Annotated in this window: 12 protein-coding genes; 4 read left to right on the forward strand and 8 right to left on the reverse strand. The window is 59.1% G+C overall.

What is annotated here, in order from left to right; translation table 11 throughout:
• Nucleotides 1-3 precede the first annotated feature (3 nt).
• The 8 genes from Enr13x_RS17075 to Enr13x_RS17110 form a co-directional block, all read right to left on the reverse strand.
• A complete protein-coding gene (locus Enr13x_RS17075) occupies nucleotides 4-774 on the reverse strand; it encodes a hypothetical protein (RefSeq protein WP_145388042.1) in 771 nt (256 codons plus the stop codon).
• Nucleotides 775-1,019: 245 nt separating this feature from the next.
• Complete coding sequence (locus Enr13x_RS17080) at nucleotides 1,020-1,481, reverse strand: PDZ domain-containing protein (RefSeq protein ID WP_145388044.1); 462 nt, start codon at nucleotides 1,479-1,481, stop codon at nucleotides 1,020-1,022.
• Between the two features lie 181 nt (nucleotides 1,482-1,662).
• The gene (locus tag Enr13x_RS17085) at nucleotides 1,663-3,165 is read right to left on the reverse strand and encodes a DUF1501 domain-containing protein (protein WP_145388046.1); all 1,503 of its coding nucleotides are present in this window, start codon (nucleotides 3,163-3,165) and stop codon (nucleotides 1,663-1,665) included.
• A gap of 123 nt (nucleotides 3,166-3,288) precedes the next feature.
• Nucleotides 3,289-6,123: a PSD1 and planctomycete cytochrome C domain-containing protein gene (locus Enr13x_RS17090; RefSeq protein ID WP_145388048.1), complete on the reverse strand. Its 2,835-nt coding sequence runs from the start codon at nucleotides 6,121-6,123 to the stop codon at nucleotides 3,289-3,291.
• Between the two features lie 74 nt (nucleotides 6,124-6,197).
• Nucleotides 6,198-7,799, reverse strand: coding sequence for a sulfatase (locus Enr13x_RS17095; protein WP_145388050.1), 1,602 nt, complete (start codon nucleotides 7,797-7,799; stop codon nucleotides 6,198-6,200).
• A gap of 82 nt (nucleotides 7,800-7,881) precedes the next feature.
• Nucleotides 7,882-9,339, reverse strand: coding sequence for a sulfatase-like hydrolase/transferase (locus Enr13x_RS17100; protein WP_197456090.1), 1,458 nt, complete (start codon nucleotides 9,337-9,339; stop codon nucleotides 7,882-7,884).
• A gap of 72 nt (nucleotides 9,340-9,411) precedes the next feature.
• Nucleotides 9,412-11,097 carry a LamG-like jellyroll fold domain-containing protein gene (locus Enr13x_RS17105; RefSeq protein ID WP_145388052.1) on the reverse strand — a complete coding sequence of 562 codons (1,686 nt, stop codon included), beginning with the start codon at nucleotides 11,095-11,097 and terminating at the stop codon, nucleotides 9,412-9,414.
• Between the two features lies 1 nt (nucleotide 11,098).
• Nucleotides 11,099-11,674, reverse strand: a complete 576-nt coding sequence (locus Enr13x_RS17110; RefSeq protein ID WP_145388054.1) for a sigma-70 family RNA polymerase sigma factor — start codon at nucleotides 11,672-11,674, stop codon at nucleotides 11,099-11,101.
• Between the two features lie 951 nt (nucleotides 11,675-12,625).
• On the opposite strand from Enr13x_RS17110, the gene Enr13x_RS17115 reads away from it, so the two are divergent.
• From Enr13x_RS17115 to Enr13x_RS17130, 4 genes are all read left to right on the forward strand, one after another.
• Nucleotides 12,626-14,113, forward strand: coding sequence for a circularly permuted type 2 ATP-grasp protein (locus tag Enr13x_RS17115; RefSeq protein WP_145388055.1), 1,488 nt, complete (start codon nucleotides 12,626-12,628; stop codon nucleotides 14,111-14,113).
• On the forward strand, nucleotides 14,107-15,087 hold the full coding sequence (locus Enr13x_RS17120) for an alpha-E domain-containing protein (protein ID WP_145388057.1): 981 nt from the start codon (nucleotides 14,107-14,109) through the stop codon (nucleotides 15,085-15,087). The genes Enr13x_RS17115 and Enr13x_RS17120 overlap by 7 nt, the downstream gene beginning before the upstream one ends.
• Nucleotides 15,088-15,764: 677 nt before the next feature.
• Nucleotides 15,765-17,258 (forward strand): aldehyde dehydrogenase family protein, encoded by a 1,494-nt coding sequence (locus Enr13x_RS17125; protein ID WP_145388059.1) that lies wholly within the window; start codon nucleotides 15,765-15,767, stop codon nucleotides 17,256-17,258.
• Between the two features lie 26 nt (nucleotides 17,259-17,284).
• On the forward strand, nucleotides 17,285-18,442 hold the full coding sequence (locus tag Enr13x_RS17130; protein ID WP_197456091.1) for a putative glycoside hydrolase: 1,158 nt from the start codon (nucleotides 17,285-17,287) through the stop codon (nucleotides 18,440-18,442).
• Nucleotides 18,443-18,448: the final 6 nt, after the last annotated feature.

Genomic DNA, 18,448 nt, shown 5'->3' on the forward strand with positions numbered 1-18,448 from the left:
GAGTCAGCTTTCGGAGTCGGAAAAACCCGGCGGCGCAACGATTTGCCCGTCTTGAACCAAGAACTCCAGTGCCGCCTGGGCGTATTGCTGAGTCTCTTGTCGCTCCGAATGCTCCTTGTCCAGCGTGACCATCCCCGATTGATTCATATACGCATCAAACGTTTGTCGGTCTTTGGCGGACATTTGAATCCACATCCGACGCGTTACTCCATACCAATTCACGTCTTGCGGGGTGATGATTCCCATGTGCGTCAAGTCACCGAGGCCTTCGAGGGTGTCGCCGAGTTTTTGATCCGCGTTTGGCGACACCCGACCACCCTCGCTGGCCGCGAGGAAATCGCCCATCTGCCGGCTGACCTCCCGCAGACGATAGACGCGCTGGACGTGTGCCGGGATCACCGAGACGTGGTCGAATTCGCCCTGCGGTGGATCGGGCAAAGCCGGCCGATGCTTCGGCCCCACCGCCATATTAAACGCCTGCCAGACCACAGCAGTCTCCAGATAGTCGAATCGATTTTTGTTGGCAATGTTTTTGGCAGACGCATTGAAATACTCGTCGATCGGCAAAGGGTTGCCGGCAGGAACCGCCTGGGTCACCTGTTGCAGATACACGCTGCGGTGATCCGTCATCCCGATCTGCGTCATCCGATTCCACAGGTCCCGCAGCACTTGGTAGGGAATCAGATGGTGGTAGACACCCGCCCGGGGCCACTCCTCCCACTTCGGCGGACGATACTTGGATCCGGTGGTAATCGTGCCATCGCGCTGAAACATGACTCGACCTGAGGCAGGGTAACGGAGTTTGACCGACGGTTCCGTCATCGTACCAACCCGCGTCGCGTTGCTAAGAAAACTGGGGTTTTCTGAAACAACGGTTCGAATGCTTAAGGACCGTCGGAAGAATAAGTGGGATAGGCTTCCAGCCTGTCATGGCGAAAACGACAGGCTGGAAGCCTATCCCACAATCAATCCCCGCCACTTATTCTTCCGACGGTCCTAATCAGAGGTGCAACGTTTGATTAGAAGTGCACCGCGCCTCGGGTGAGTTTGACATCGACGTTGATCAACCGCCCCGTACGTTTGTCTTTGACCAACAAACGCACCCAACCGGAACGACTGGCGTAGCGTTGGAGCGCCGTGTCGATCCGCAGGTTCGAGTGCGGCCCGATGCCAATCTGATGCCCATTGACGGTGATGATCCGGTCGCCCACTTCCAATCCGACCCGGGCCGCCGCCGTCCCCGGATAAACCTGGGTCAACAACAACCCGGTCGCACTGTAGCTGCCATAGACGCCCAAGTACCAGCCGCCCAGAACAGGATTGCCCGATCCCTGGCCGGGTTTCGGTTCGACAAACCCGCCGCCGTCCGGCATGGCTTTCGGGTTGGCCTTGCTGGCGGAGACCGGATCGCCGTCTGCAAGTGCCGCTGAAGACGCGACCAGGACCGAAAGGCCGAACACACCCCACCGCAAAACGTTCATGTTGAATGTCCCACGACACGTGTGTGCCAAGAAAACTGCGAAGTGCAGCAGCCAAGTTGGCACCCGACCGGCCGCGTCGCTAATGTGCTGCAATAATCGTACCGAGCGTTTCACAAGTGGAACGAGACGGCAAGCTGGAAGCTTACCCCACTTTTGAACCGAAACGGCAACGACATCCGCGTTACGCCAGCACGTCCTTGACCACGTGTCCGTGAACGTTGGTCAGGCGTCGTTCCAACCCGTTGTGATAGAACGTCAATCGTTCGTGGTCGAGCCCCATCAGGTGCAACAGCGTTGCGTTGAAGTCGTAGACGGTGGTCGTGTTGGCAGCCGCCTTGAACCCGAACTCATCGCTTTCCCCATAGCTGATGCCTTTCTTGACACCGGCACCGGCCAGGAAGCAGGTGAACGCGTCGGGGTTGTGATCGCGGCCGGTTCCGTTGCCCTGCAAAAACGGCATCCGCCCGAACTCGGTCGCCCAAACGACCAGCGTGTCTTCCAACATCCCACGCTGCTTCAAATCCGCGAACAACGCCGCGGTCGGCTGGTCCATGATCTCCGCCTGCATCGCGTGCGTTTCCAGAATATTGGCGTGCGAATCCCAGTTGGTGATGCCGTTTCCGCCGGCCGGGTCGCTGCCGTTGAACAACTGCACGACGCGGACGCCCTTTTCGAGCAACCGCCGGGCGAGGATACAGTTGCGCGCATACTGGCCACGCAATTCGCTGCCGCCTTCGACGCCGTACGCTTTCAAGGTCTCCGCCGTTTCGCCAGAGATGTCCATGACATCCGGGACGGTGGTTTGCATTTTTCCGGCCAGTTCATAGCTGGCGATCCGCCCGGCCAGATCAGCGTCGCCGGCGTATTGTTCCAAGTGTTTCGCATTGAGCCGCGCGAGCAGATCGACACTGAGACGATCTTCCCTAGCCGAAAGCACGTCGGGGCGGCGCAGATTGTTCGGCGGTGCGGCGGCGCTGAAATCGGTGCCTTGGAACGCGGCGGGCAAAAAGCCGTTTCCAAAATTGTTCTTGCCGCTTCGTGCCAACCCGCGTGGATCATTGATGGCGACGAAAGCGGGCAGCTCTTGGTTTTCCGTCCCCAATGCGTACGTGACCCAGGCTCCGAACGACGGAAACCCTTCCATCGTGAAACCGGTGTTCATGAAGTTTTCGCCCTGGGGGTGCGCACTGGTATCGGTGGTCAGCGAGTGGATGAACGCGAAATCGTCGACGTGCTGGGCCAGATGCGGCAGCAGATCGGAAACCATCTTGCCCGTTTCACCGCGTGGTTTAAATTCCCAAAACGGCTTGGCGATGTTTCCGGTCGGGCCTTCAAAGGTCACTTCGGGGATCCCCGGTGGCTTTTGCCCGTGCAACTCTTTGAGTGCCGGTTTGTAATCAAACGTGTCGACGTGGCTGACCGCCCCGGGGCAATAGATCACCAGGACCTGTTTGGCCGGCATGTCAAAGTGCCCCGGACGCGACGCATACGGTTGACTGGGATCAATCGCCGGTCGTATCGGCGTCTTTCCGCTGACCGTTTTGACATCGGCGGCTAACAGTCCGTCACCATCGAGCAGGCTGGCCAGCGCCAGGGCACTGGTCGACAGTCCGGCCGTGTGCAAAAAACCTCGGCGATCGAGTAAACGCCGGCCGAGCGGCGATAGTTTTTCGGGGTTGGTCATGGTCTTTCGGGATAGGTGAGTTGCAAACGTGGCGGTGCGGAATCGACCTCCCCTCGCTGCGCTCGACCCTCCTGCCAGGAGGGTGACGCCTTGCGGGATCGGCTCGTACACTGATTTACAAATTCATGGCAAAAACGCAAATTCGTTCGTGTTCAACAGGGTTCGGCAGACGAGCGACAGACTCGTTTGTCGGGCGAGGTCCAAACAGGAATCCAGTTCGTCGGCATCGGGCTGACGTGACAACAACAATTCAAAGCAGCGGATGATCGACGACTTCAATTCTCCATCGGATTCCTTTTCCGCTCGCTCGGCAATCCGCTCGGATTGGTGGATCACGAAGTCGCTGTTCATCAAGTTCAACGCCTGCAACGGAGTCGTCGAGACGGGACGCTTGGCACGCACCTGACCGCAGTCGGGAAAGTCAAACGCCGTGAACATCTGGTCGTCGACACGACGCATGCGTTCTTGATAGAGCATGCGGCGCCAAGTTTCCGGCCCGTAATTCTTGACGACTTCCCACTGGGCGTAGGTTTTTTTCTCGTTGTGAATCCGATAGCTGCGACCGCCGATGGTCCGGTCCAATGCCCCCGAGGCCTGCAGGATCGAATCGCGAATCACCTCCGCCTCGACGCGTTTGGGCGGAAAACGCCACAACAGCGCCGACCCGGCATCCTTGGCGATCCCCTCCGACCGCGGCTCACTTGCCTGTCGGAACGCCGCCGACATCACCATCTGGCGGATCATCGATTTGACGGACCACGCTTCGTTGCCCGAGACCGTCGGGTGAACAAACTCCGCAGCCAACCAATCCAGCAGTTCCGGATGCGTCGGCGCGGCGCCCGCTTTTCCGAAATCGCTGGTCGTCGGCACGATGCCACTGCCGAACACGTGGTGCCACAGACGGTTGACCATCACGCGTGCGGTCAACGGGTTTTCTTCGCTGCTGATCCATTTGGCGAACTCGGCCCGACGCTTGGGGCCGGGTGCTTGCTGTGTGAGCCCCAAGTCGCCATCAAAAATGGCCGGGCCCGCCGGGTCGACTTCGTCACGCGGGTTCTCCGGGCTGCCACGAAGCAGCACGCGGGTCACTTCGGGGCGGACGAATCGGCCGACAAAACTCGGCCGCGGCCCCTCTTCGGCCAAGGTTTCGATTTGATTTTGGATCTCCCGAAGCGCCGCTTTGCGTTCGGGATGTTCCTTGTCCAATTGAGTGTTGACGAACCAGGTCCCAACCCAAGGCTGCCAGGTCCCGTCACTCTGGAGCACATCGACGTCGTATTCGTATCGCGGCAGGTATGGTTTCTTGTCCAGATAATCGGTGTCGTAGAAATACTCACGATTGCTGCTCAGCCGAAGCCGACTGATCTTTTCGGGCTGTTCAAAATCGAATTGAACGTAGGGCTGTTGGTCGGAACCCTTGTCCTTCTTTGCCCGCCAAGCCATCGTGCCGTATTCGCCGTCGTTGACGCGGCGAATCGGATTACGACCTTCGGTTCCGTCTTCGGGGAATCCAGAAACCTTGGTGCCGCGGCGTTTGTGGGCGAGGTTTTCGCCATAGTTGTCGGGGCCGAACACTTCCAATTCGTCCAAGCCGACGTTTCCCATTTTGAATCGGACACGGATTGCTTGGGTCGTGACGGGTTTGAAGTGCATTTCACGAAACGCCCCCCAATCCTCTTCCCAACCGCCGATCGGCCGCAACACCGCGCGTTGTTTGGCGATCTGTTTCCAAATCTCTTCGCCGCGTTGGCGGCGGGGGTGATCGGGGGCGAATTCGGGATGACGACTGCCGAATTCGACGTCTTGAAACACGCCGGTCATCGAGTAGTAATCCTGGATCGTGATCGGATCAAACTTGTGGTTGTGACACCGCGCGCATCCAATCGTGACGCCCATCACCGAGGCACCGACGGTTTGCATGATCTCGTCCATCCGATCGGCGCGGGCTTGGCGAATCGCCGACGGCTCGCGTCCCACCGTCGCCGCGGGCACGTGCGGTCCGGCGACCAGAAATCCGGTCGCCTCGCCGGCGCCCATCGAATCGCCGGCGATTTGTTCTTGCACGAACACGTTGTACGGCTTGTCTTCATTGAACGCTCGGACCACGTAATCGCGATAGATCCACGCGTTCTTCCGATACAAATTGGCTTCTGATCCATTTGTCTCCGCCCATCGAATCACGTCCAGCCAATGCTGGGCCCAACGCTCACCGAAATGCGGCGATTGCAGCAGCCGATCGACCAACTCTGTATACGCCTGCTGGGCATCGATTGCGGACGCCTCGATGAATTCGTTCGTCTGTTCCGGCGTTGGGGCGATCCCGGTCAGCACGATCGAGACGCGTCGGATCAGTGACCGGGGATCGGCCGGTGGCGAATACGAAAGTCCCTGTTCGGCGAGTTGTTTCAGTAGGAAGGAGTCGATGGGGGTAGGCGGAGTCGCAAGCTGGCTGCCGCCACGTTGTGGCGGAGTCGCAAGCTGGCTGCCGCCACGTTGTGGCGGAGTCGCAAGCTGGAAGCTTACGCCACGTTGGGGAATGTCGGGTCGGACGACGGGTTTGAATGCCCAGTGATCGATTTCTTCGTTGACCACATCGTCCATTTGTCCCGGTACGACGGCGCCCGCTTTGATCCAACGCGTCAACAAATCAATCTCTTCATCGGGCAACTTGTCATCGTCTGGCGGCATCGCCATGTCTTCATCGACATGATTGATGACTTCGATCAGGTAGCTCTTTTCGGGCTTGCCGGGCACGACAGCCGACAAGCCTGAATCGCCACCACGGAGCATGCGGGCACGAAGATCTAATCGCAGCCCCGATTCTTGCTCGTCTTCGCCGTGGCAATACAAACAACGCTCTTCGAGAATCGGCAGGATCTGTTCCTCGAAATCGATCTCTTCGGCAGGCAACGCTTGCGGTGCCAACAGGCAAAACAGGAGCAGAAAACATCGAATCATGATGGATGGCTTCCAATCTGACATTGGCATGGAGGGTTCCTGGATCATATCCAATCTTGGTCTGTGTCGCTCAACTACAACGCGGCTTTCCAACCGGCGTCGAGTTGTCGGGTCAGCGCGGCGACGACGTTAGGGTTTTGGCTGGCAATATTTTTGGTTTCGCCGGGGTCGCTCTGGTGATCGAACAACTCGACGAAGACGGGATCGGCTTGGGGATTGCGATGATCGCGCCAAACGACCAACCGATAGCGGTCGGTCCGCATCGTGTACCCCATCAAATGTTGTTCGAACAGCTCGCGGTCCCACGTGTCACCCATCTGCTCGATGATCCGGCCTTCGACTTCTCGGATCAACGGCCCGAACCACGTCTCACGCATCCCTTGCGACAGCGGGTTGGCGGCCCACTCGCGGAGCGCCGGGTTGGGATACTGACTGAACGCAGCTGTTTTCCAGGCCCGGTCGGGATCGTCCAACAACGGGACAAAACTGTGGCCTTCGACATGATCGGGGATCGGCAACCCGGCCAATTCGCAAAGGGTCGGATACATGTCAACTAACTCGACCAACGCATCGGTCGGTTTGCCTCGCGACTTCATGCCCGGCGTCCAAATCATCAACGGCACGCGGGTCGCAATTTCGTAGTTGGTCGCTTTGCCCCAGACGCCCATGTCGCCGAGATGCCAACCGTGGTCGCCCCACACGATGATGATGGTGTTGTCGCGAACCCCGGCATCTTCCAGGGCACGGACCATCAATCCGACTTGGGCGTCGACGTAACTGACGCATGCCAAATACGCGTGCTTGAGTGTTCGCGACAGCTCGGGACCCAATGGACCGATCTTGGGGATCCCCGCACGGGTTCGCAATTCGAATGACGCGTGAAGCCCCATCGCGGCACCGCCCTCGGGCGCATCACTGTGGGTTGCCATTGGGATTTTGTCGGGATCGTACAGGTCCCAGTATCGTTTGGGCGCGGTCCAGTTCAGGTGGGGTTTTTTGAACCCGAGCCCCAGGAAGAACGGCTTGTCCGCCTTGGCCATCTGCTTCATCGTCTCGATCGCCAGCCGGGTGTTGTAGCCGTCACCGTAGGCGGTATCGGGGACGTCGGCGTTCTCGTACGCCGGTCCGCTGCCCAAACCACGGCGTGCGGCCTCGCCGTACTTGGCCAACATCTCCTTCATGTTGTCACTTTTGATCTTGTTGTTTTCCGCCAACGCATAGCCACCGACCGGCTTTTCGATCCCCTTGATCCATTTGACCGGGCTTCGACTCCAAGAGTTTTCTTCGTCGGTATCGCCCTGATGAAAGATTTTTCCACAGTAGGCGGTTTCATAGCCGTGTGCGATGAAGTGCTGGGGCAACGTGACGATGTCGGGCTGCAGCTCACGCAACGAGACGTAGTTGTGAAACAACCCGGTCGTCTCCGGTCGAGCACCGGTCATCAGGCTCGCCCGCGAAGGCCGACAGATCGCCTGTTGGCAATAGGCCCGATTGAACAGCAAACCGTCTTTGGCCAGCGCATCCAGGTTGGGCGACACCGCGATCTCGGACCCGTAACATCCCAGTTCCGGACGCAGATCGTCGATGGCGATGAACAGGACGTTCGGTTTGTCCGCCGCGGAGCACGTGCAAGCCAGACCCAGTACGCAGGCGAGGGTGAGAAGGGGTTTGATCATTCGGTTCCTTTCGTTTCCGGCGGTTGTCTTCATGCTAACTGGGATTCAACTTCGTCGATGCGGATGCGTGGTCAATCAAGCGTCATTTCACTTCAAAGGTGGCGTTGTAATTCGGCATTCCCGTTTCAAGCCACCGCTGTTCCGCCTCCTCATCGTCGAACCACCGAGGCGTGGTGTGATCGCGACTCCAGCGTTCGGCTTCGGCCACCATCGCAGCAACCTTCTCGGGATACGCGGCACTCAGATCGTGCGTTTCTCCGAGATCATCGTCCAAATGAAACAGTTTCCAGGGCGTTTGCGCCGTTCGACAAATCTTCCAGGCGTCGCGTCGGGCCCCCACGTCACTGTAACCGCTACGATGGCGGAGTGCGAAAATCATCTCACCTTGGCGTGCGCTACGACCGGCCAGCAAATCGTCCCAGATATCCTTGCCGTTCAACGTCTTGGTCGCCGGGATTTCCGCCTTGGCCAAGCGTGCGAACGTCGGGTAGAAATCGAGTGCGGAAACGGGGTGGTGATAGCGATCCCCGGCAGGGACTTTTCCGGGCCAATGGAAGAACATTGGAACGCGATAACCGCCCTCGTGCGTACTGCCCTTGCCTTCGCGAAGTGGTCCATTGTTCGCGCCCAGGCCTATTTTCCCGCCGTTGTCACTTAGAAAGACGATCAACGTGTCATCGAACTGACCGGAATTCTTGAGCGTTTGGACCAATTGACCGACACCGCGGTCGACGGCGTAAACCATCGCGGCGTAGGTTTGCCGTTTCTTGTCCTTGATGCCGGCGAAACGCGCTAAATCCTCGACCTTTGCTTCGAGTGGACTGTGTGGCGCGTTGTAGGCCAGGTACAGAAAAAACGGTTGGTCTCGGTCGCCCGCCGATTGGACAAAACGCACCGCCTCGCGCGACAGCCCATCGGTGATGTATTCCGTTTCATCGACCGTTTTTCCGTTGTGTTCCAGCGGGGCGATGTAGTCATTGATCGTTGTCTTGCCGGCCCGAATCTGGCGCTCGTAAATCGGCCGGTATCGATCCGGAAAGTACTGATGGCCGCCGCCGAGAAACCCGTAAAACTCATCGAACCCGCGTTGGTTGGGATGGAACGGGTGCTCGTAACCCATGTGCCATTTACCGATCGCGCCGGTGTAATACCCCGCGTCCTGCAACACCGTGCTGATCAGGGTTTCGTTCGGATCAATCCCTTGGCGGTTGTAGTCTTCGAAACCTTGGCCGCTGTTGGGCAGGTTGAACGGCGCCCCGAACGAATGCGGATAGCGGCCCGACATCAACCCCATCCGACTGGGACCACAGAAGGGGTGCGTGACATAGGCCGATGTAAAAATCGTACCGGCCGCGGCCAGCTGATCCAACTGGGGCGTCGTGATGTCTTTGGCGCCGTTGAAGCCCACGTCGGCGTAGCCCAGGTCGTCGCACAGGATCACGACGATGTTCGGGCGGTCTTGATCCCCGGCATGGCCCAGCGCCGCGAACGTGGCGAGCATCCCGACGGATAACGCGATTCTGTAACAGGTGTGTTGCATCAATTCTGTTTGCTCTGAAAACGATAGAAGTCGACTGTCGTGTTGAGACCGTCGTGTTGAATCCGACGGCGACTAATACCCGAGCGGTTTTCCTTGTTCGTACAGCGACTGAATTTCTTCGCGGCTGAGTGCGGCGTCAAAAATCGCCAGTTCATCGATTGCACCGTTCAAGTTTCGGACGGCGAACCAAGGTGAATTTCGCAGCGGCTGTCCCCAGTTTCCGATTTCAGCTGTCCCGATCCGAAGCGTTTGGACATGAAACTGATCCGTGATCGGTTCACTGCTGATCGGTTCACCGTTGACGAACTGGTTGACTTGTCGAGCGACCGGGTCATAGACCGCGGCAATGTGCAGCCACTTGCCGCTCTTGGACACATCCCAAATCGGCTCGGTGTAGTAAATCCGGTGCAACCGGGAATCTTCTGCAGAGCCAAGTCCCGACCCGGGCGTGTCGTCGACCATCACTGAAAACATCAGCCGACCGTCTTCGTGAAGTTGCCAATGCGGTTCGCCGTTCTCATAGCCGTCGCCCATGAACAGCGAGTTGTAACGATGTTCCAAACTATCAATTCGGACCCAGCAGGCGAACGTGAACGCGTTGAACTCGCCATCGATCCGGGTCCGCACCCGCGATCCCGGACGGTCGAATTCCAACCCTGTCGATACGGCCCCGAATCGCCCTTGGCCGCGCGTGACCGGACCGACCAGAATGCCATCGAGTTCGCGTCCGGTCGCGGCGCGATTGGGGACGAAGCGATCGATGGCGGATTCGGCGATCGGGTAATATGCGATCAACCGATCATCGGTCCTCAACTGCCGCGAGTAGATTTCCCATTGTTCAAACTGCCGCGTCTGGGCGTCTTCACGTCGCCGCTGCAAGTCACTGAGCGTACTGAGTCCCTTGAACGCGTCCGGGCGAGACTGCGATCCCTTCAACCATTCTCGCTCACCGGTGACCAGATGATCGCCATCGTGCCGCCCCCCGCGCAATTCGACTTCGCCGTCGATCACCTCGACACGCGCTTCGTCCGCGCCGACTTCCACGGCAAATTCGGTTCCCAAGTCGATGATCTCCGAATCGGCCGCCTTGACGACAAAGCCACGCGCCGCCGGCGGAACACTGGCCCGCAACCGCCCCTTGACCACCCGAACCGACCAATCCGATTCGACATCCAGCGCCGCGGGCCCTTCCACGATCAACGTCGCACCGCAAAAGAAGTCGATTTCCGCGATGCCCTCGTCGAACTGCAAGACACCGTTGGGCAACACATCACCTTCGCGGAACGCAAGCGAGTCGTTTGACCAGCGCAAATCCACGGCACTCCGCAACGTCGCATGCCCGGCAATCAACGCCTCCTCGGGTTCGTTCAACAGGTCTTGATTGACGTCGACCCATTGGGGAACCTCCGCATCGTTGCTCCGTCCGAACCAATAGGCGACGCCGCTGACCAGCACCAAAACGGCCGCCGCGATCGCCAACCGTTGCCACGTCCACCCCGAAGCGTCATCGAGCACACTGGCGGGCGAATCGTTTCGTTTGGGTGGCCCGCCGTGCAGATCGCCGTGCAGATTGCCGTGCAGGTCGCCGCCGGACTCGGTCGCGATCTCGCCGAGTGATTCACACAGATTGATCGCCCGCAAATACTCCGCTCGAACGTCTTCACGCCGCTCGATCGCGTCCTGCAGCACGTCGAAATCGTCAGCCGAAATCGTTTGGTCGATGGCTTGGAAAATCAGGTTTCGAATCGTGTCGTCCATCTTAGAGCTCCTCGACGAGCCGGCCCTGAACACAGTCCAAAAGCCGTTTGCGAAGCGCGTTGACTTTGCTGTACAGCCGACGTGTTTTGACGCCGGTCTCTTCCGCGATTTTGGCAATCGACTCGCCCGGCGAGTGAACGCTCAGCACCAGCCGTCGTTGGTCGGCGTCCAATTCGCCCAGACACGTCTCGATCGCTTGACGCTCCCGGTCGCGCTGTTCCAAGTCCTGCATCGCGTCCTGCGCCAATCGCTCGATCACACTCTCGCGGAACACCAGTCGGTCCCGGGAACTGTCCCGTTGCCAGCTGAGCACTTTGTAGCGGGCGATCACGCAGGCCCAGCGAATGAATTCGTCGACCGCGTCCTCGGCGTTCTCGGGCGTGAAGGATTCGTATTTCTTCCAACACTCCAGCGCCGTCTCCTGCATCACGTCGTCGACACCTTGGTTGGACGGCAACAACGAACGCACGAATCGACGAATCGACTGGTCATGCCGAGCCAGCAAACTGACGAACTCGCCGTAACGAGCTTCGCGGCCTGCGGGGGTCTCAAAATCAGGTTTCGCGTTTGGATCCATGGAGCGTTTATTTCACGGAAGGTGGTTCAACGTTGATATTCCATCATCCCCAATAATTACCGTGCGGCCTGTGCCAATTTGTCAATAAAACGCGTTCGGCAACGCCGGAAATCATGTTTTAGCGGCAGGCCGCGAGCAATGAACTCCCACACGTGTTAGCGGAACGGCGCGAGCGGTCCGGTTGCGTTTCAAAAACACCATGAAAGACCGGAGGGCTCGCGCCCTACCGCTAACAATGGCCCGCCACCCTTTTAGCAGAACGGCGCGAGCCGTCCGGTCGCGTTTCAAATACACCATGAAAGACCGGAGGGCTCGCGCCCTACCGCTAACAATGGCCCGCCACCCTTTTAGCGGAACGGCGCGAGCCGTCCGGTTGCGTTTCAAAAACACCATGAAAGACCGGAGGGCTCGCGCCCTACCGCTAACAATGGCCCGCCACCCTTTTAGCGGAACAACGCGAGCCGTCCGGTTGCGTTTCAAAAACACCATGAAAGACCGGAGAGCTCGCGCCCTACCGCTAACAACAAGCGTTTCTGGGGACACGACCCTACCCTGGAACAGAACGGGACCATGCCGTGCGAATTCGCACTCGTGTTGGAAGGGACCGTTGCACGTTCCCCACGCCGCGCGCCGCGACAGCGCACCGGTAGTCGCAGCCGGCCTATTGTGCCGTCTTTTCTGGACTTCTGAACCGTTGCATGGACCGGTGGCGACGACGATGCGACTCGACACACCGCCTTTAAGCAGGCTTTAGCGGAGCGTTGATCCCCGGTGGCGAATCATGTGCTTCGGTGGCGCGCCATGTGCCGACCGGAAACCCTCGGCCGGTGAAAACCGGCACGACGCAGCGGACATCACTCGATGACGGCCGCTGCGTCGTCGCTGTGATGGGCGGATCCAGCGTTCTTGAATTGACAGTCGGTGTGTTTCAATCACTTCAGAGAACGGGCGATGCTGCTATTACCCTATGAGATGGACGGTGGATTTGATGAGATGTTCGCTCCCGACGGCAGGCCCAGGGCCAGCGGCGAACGTTTCGTCCGGCGACTCGAAGCGCTGGCCGATGGCAACCTGCGCGAGCGACAGAAATCGGCGGAATTGAACCTGCAAAACATGGGCATCACGTTCAACGTGTATAGCCATCAAGCCGGCACCGAAAAGATCTGGCCGTTTGACTTGCTGCCGCGCATCATCGACGCTGAAGAATGGTCGATGATTGCCAAGGGGCTTGAACAACGGATTCGGGCGCTCAATCTGTTTGTCGACGACGTCTACAACGATCGCAAGATCATCAAGGACAAAGCCGTCCCGGAATCCTTGATCACATCCTCCAAGACGCTTCGAAAACAGTGCGTCGGTCTTCAGCCGGCAGAAGGCGTCTGGTGTCATATCACCGGCGTCGATTTGATTCGTGACGCCGACGGTCAACTGTACGTGCTGGAAGACAATCTGCGTTGCCCGTCGGGCGTTTCGTACGTGCTCGAAAACCGCGAACTCATGAAGCGGACCTTCGCCCACGTCTTTGAGGGGATGTCGGTCGAACCGATCGAGGAGTATCCGGAGCAATTGCTGAAAACGCTGCTGGATTGTGCCCCCACGGGCGTGTCGGATCCGGTCGCGGTGTTGCTGACACCGGGTGTCCACAATTCCGCCTACTTCGAACATTCGTTCCTGGCCCAGCAGATGGGAATCGAACTCGTCCACGGTTCCGATTTGATTGTCAAAGACGGCTTTGTGCACATGATCACGACACGCGGGCTGCAGCGCGTCGATGTGATCTACCGCCGCATCGACGATGACTTCTTGGACCCCGCGCATTTCCGCGCCGATTCGTGCTTGGGGGTCAAAAACCTGATGGACGTCTATCGCGCCGGACGGGTGTCCTTGGCCAATGCACCGGGCACCGGGGTTGCCGACGACAAAGCGGTGTATGCCTATGTGCCCGACATCATCCGGTATTACTTTGACGAGGACCCGATCTTGCCGAACGTGCCGACGTTCCTGTGCGACGATGCCAAACAACGCCAACATGTCCTCTCTCACCTGGATCAGTTGGTCGTCAAACCGACAAACGAATCGGGCGGCTACGGCATCTTGATGGGACCCCACGCCTCCGCCGACGAACGGGCGGAGTGTGCCGAAGCGATCCAGAAAAACCCGCGTGACTGGATCGCACAACCGATGTTGAATCTGTCGACCGTTCCCACCCTGGTCGGCGACGAATTGAAACCCCGTCATGTCGACCTTCGACCGTTCGTGTTGTGCGGCAAAGATGTCTACGTGATGCCCGGCGGACTGACGCGTGTCGCCTTGAAGAAAGGCTCGATGGTCGTCAATTCGTCTCAGGGTGGCGGCAGCAAAGACACCTGGGTGTTGCGCAACGGCACGACGGTTGCCCCAAAGTTTGTCTCCAATACGCAGGAGTCGTCATCATGCTAAGTCGCGTCGCCGAAACCGTTTACTGGCTCAGCCGGTACGTCGAGCGGGCCGAAAACATCGCGCGATTCATCGACGTCAATTACAACCTGACGCTCGGCGAATCGGAATCGCTGAGCAAACAGTGGACGCCGCTCTTGGAAACCACGGCGGACCAAGACGAATTCGTCAAACGGTATGACAGCCCGACCCGTGAAAACGTGTTGCAGTTTCTGTCCTTTGACGAACAAAACGGCAATTCGATGATCAGTTGCGTCGCCAGGGCTCGCGAAAACGCACGGACCATTCGCGAAGTGATTTCCAGTGTGGTTTGGGAGCAACTCAACAAATTTCACCTGTTGGTCCAAGCCGCCGGGCATTCGCCCCAAACGCTGGAGCAACCGCAAGCGTTCTGCGAACAGGTTCGGTTGACCAGTCACTTGTTGGTCGGTGCGATGGACGCCACGATGTCTCATGACGAGGCCTGGCACTTTTCACGCTTGGGCAGAATGATCGAACGCGGTGACAAGACCTCGCGTTTGCTGGATGTCCAGTATTACAACCTGTTGCCCGATGGGGGCAGCGTCGGATCCTCGCTGGACGTCGTCCGCTGGTCGGCACTGCTGCGTTCGGCCAGTGCCCTGGAATCGTATCGCCGGTTGCGTGGGAAGATCGTCCCGATACGCGTCGCCGAATTCTTGATGCTGGATCGCAAATTCCCCAGGGCCATGCATTTCGCGGCCATGCGGGCACGCGAATCGATGCGGATGATCACCGGCAGCGAGTTGAACTCGTACTGCTATCACTCCGAACAGCTGCTCGGACGCCTCTGTTCGAGTCTCGATTACGCCGTCATCGATGACATCCTGCAGGACGGGCTGCACGAATACATCGACCAGTTCCAACGCCAACTCAATACGATCGGCCAGGAGATCCACGAAGACTTTTTCTCCGTGGACCGATTGAACGCACCGCCGCAGGCTTCGGTAATGACGTAACCCCCGCAAGCTTGACTTCGGGATTCAAACCCAACGGCGAGCGTGGAAGAATCCCAAATCAGTCTCCCTCTCCCCCCTCCGTGTTCCGCAGGGCGTGGACATCGGCCCCACTCGCTCTGGCGTCTCTGTGGCGGATGGTTTGTCGATGGTATCTGAGAGATAGCGGAACTCGTCAACGGGCTGTCGAATTTGTGATCCGCGACGCGTAAGCGGCCGGGCACTGCGACGCCGCCCGAGGCCTTACGGCCAGCGGCTCACCATTGACTCAGCAGATCCCGACTCAATCGACAGCCCGTCAAGAGTTTCGCCCGGCGCAGATTCGTCCGGCGCAGTTTCGCCCGACGCAGAGCAGAGCAGAGCAGAACAGCAAATCTCGTCCCGAGGTTCCCCAGCGTGTCTGCGGCCTGCGGGCCGGCGCCGGCGGCGACGATGAAATTCCATCGCGGCGTGTCGCTTTCTGGCCACGCGGTGTCTGCATGTTGCTAAGATGAACCGGGAAGTCGACGAATTCCCATTTTGGTCGACCTTGGTCCTGGCCGCGGTGATCGAATCGATGCGAAATTCCCCCATCACCGGCGCATCGCGGCGGGTCCGTCCCAGGCGACGCGCGCGGGACGGAACATCAACATTGCCCACACACGTCACGACAACCGTCCCTTTTTTTGAGAGGTTTCCCCATGAGCACTGCCGTCAAACCTTCACTGCTGCCCGAAGTCGAAGCGTTCTTGGGTCGTGGGCGTTTGGCCAGCTTCGTCGGCGGCAAAGCGATGGGATCGGAAAATGACAACAGCATTGCGACGACCGATCCGGGGTCCGGCGACAAACTCGCCGACGTCGTGGAGCTGACCGCCAAACAGGTCGACGAGGCGGTCGACGTTGCCGACGCGGCGTTCAAACAATCGGCCTGGGCGACGATGCCGGTCAACGAACGCGCCGCCCTGTTGCACCGCTTGGCCGATGCGGTCGAAAAGCACAAAGCGATCATCGGCCAAATCGAATCGCTCGATGCGGGCAAGGTCCAGTCACAAGCTCAAGGCGACGTCCAAAACTTTGCCGACACGATTCGTTACTTCGCCGACATGGCCCAACACGTCAATCCTCGCACCACGTTGGCGGTCAAGGGCCACGAAGCTTGGACGGTGCGTCAGCCCTGGGGTGTTTGCGCGTTCATCTTTCCCTGGAATTTTCCGTTCCTGTTGATCGGCTGGGGAATCGCGCCCGCGCTGGCGGCCGGCAACACCGTCGTGATCAAACCCGCCGAAGACACGCCCTTGTCCGCGATCTATCTGGCGGAACTGGCGAAAGAGGTCGGGATCCCCGACGGCGTGATCAACGTGATCACCGGCGGAGGCGCCTCGGTCGGGTCGGCACTTTCGGCCAACACCAAAATCAAACGCATGTCGTTCACCGGGTCGCCCGAAGTCGGACGACTGGTCGGCGAAGCCTGTGGACGCAACCTGGTTCCCGTCAAATTGGAACTTGGTGGCAAGGGAGCCGCGGTGATCTTCAACGATGTTGACGTTGCCGAAACGGCGCAAAAACTGGCCGGTGCGATCACCTTTCACACCGGACAGGTCTGCTGCGACGCGACACGCTGGTTGGTGCAACAAGACATCTATGACGAATTCGTCAATCAATGCGTCGACCAGCTTTCCCAAGTCAAAATCGGCCATCAACTGGACGACCAAACCCAAATGGGACCGGTCGTCAACGCCAAGCAACGCCAACGCGTGCTCAGCTACCTGGAAAAGGGTCAAGCCGAAGGCGCCGAGTGCCTGCTGCCCGGTGGTGCCGCCAAGGTAGAAGGCTACGACGGTCATTTTGTCAAACCGGCCCTGCTGGCCGGTTCGCTGGATAACGTCGCCGCCCAAGAAGAAATCTTTGGACCGGTCGCTTATCTGGCACCGTTTCAAACCGAAAGTCAAGCGATCGAGATGGCCAACCACACCCACTACGGACTGGCCAACAGCGTTTGGACGTCTGACCTGGCACGTGCCGCCCGGGTCGCCGAGTCGATGATCGCGGGCAACAGTTGGATCAACGCCCACAACGTGTTTGCCCACGGTGTCCCTTATGGCGGTGTGAACCTGAGCGGCGTGGGCGGTGGGGTGCTGTCGTTCGAAACGCTGATGGATTACTACCGCAGCACCTCGGTCGTCCGACCGCTGTGATGCGTCGCGACGAGGGACTGCAACTGATGAAACGCCCGGCCCGTTTGTTCGCCGTCGTGTTGATGCTCTCGGTCCACACCGTCACCGTCGCGGTGGAGCCGGTGTCCGAAGCGTCTTCGACCGCCGTCACCGTTCCCGGTTTCAGCTGGGATCGCGTCCCGCTGAACCTTCACTTCGGGAAACGCACGACGGACCTGACCGATTCGGAAATCGATTTTGTCGCCCGTCACAGTCGATTGATCTGTTTGGAAAAAAGCCACGGTGCCCGCGTCCATGGCAGCACCGAAGCGGGCATCGCGGACACGGCCCGACGCGTCACGGCGCGCAATCCCGATGCCAAGGTGTTGTTCTATTTCAACGCCTTCATCAACTGGCCGGGCTACGAAGCGTTTGAATCGTATCGGCCGGAGTGGACCTTGCGGAAGGCGAACGGTGAAATCGTCAAACACACTTCGGGCACGCCGCGCCCCGATCCGTCCAACGCCGAGTTTCGCCAGTGGTGGTCCGACGTCGTCGTGTCGGCCAACCGCTCCGCCCCACTGGGCGGTGTCTTCATCGACGCGCTGCCGCAAGCCATCTCGCCCGGTTTGGCCCAACAAGTCGGTGACGCCAAGGCCCGTGCGGTCGTCGCCGGACTCCGCGAAATGATCGCGCTGACGAAACGCAAACTTGGCCCCGACAGCATTGTCCTGGTCAACGGTCTGCGGACCACCGATTTTCGCGAGATCCTGGATTGGGATGGAATCGACGGCGTGATGATCGAACACTTCGGCGCGTTCCGCACCACCGCCCCGGAAGATCTGAAGGCCGACATGGATTCGATCGCGATCGCTGCGGCCAAGGGCAAGTTTGTCGTCCTGAAAGGTTGGCCGGGATTCAACTGGCTGGATCGCGACATGATGAGACGCCCCCATGCCGAGCTGTTGGAACTTGCCCGACAACGGATCACGTTCCCGCTTGCATGTTTCCTGGTCGCCGCGCAAACCGGTTCGCACTTCTGCTATTCCTGGGGCTACACCGATACGCACGGCATGCTGGATGCGTATCCGGAGCTAGAGCGTCCGCTGGGCCCCCCTAAGGCCGATGCGACATGGCAGGGATTGACCGCCACACGCGAATTTGAACACGCGTCGGTTTGGGTCGATCTGGCCAATCAAAAGGCACGGATCGAGTGGCAGCGATAGTGGTTG

Origin of the sequence: Stieleria neptunia (genome assembly GCF_007754155.1) — a bacterium.
In the GTDB taxonomy this organism is placed as follows: domain Bacteria; phylum Planctomycetota; class Planctomycetia; order Pirellulales; family Pirellulaceae; genus Stieleria; species Stieleria neptunia.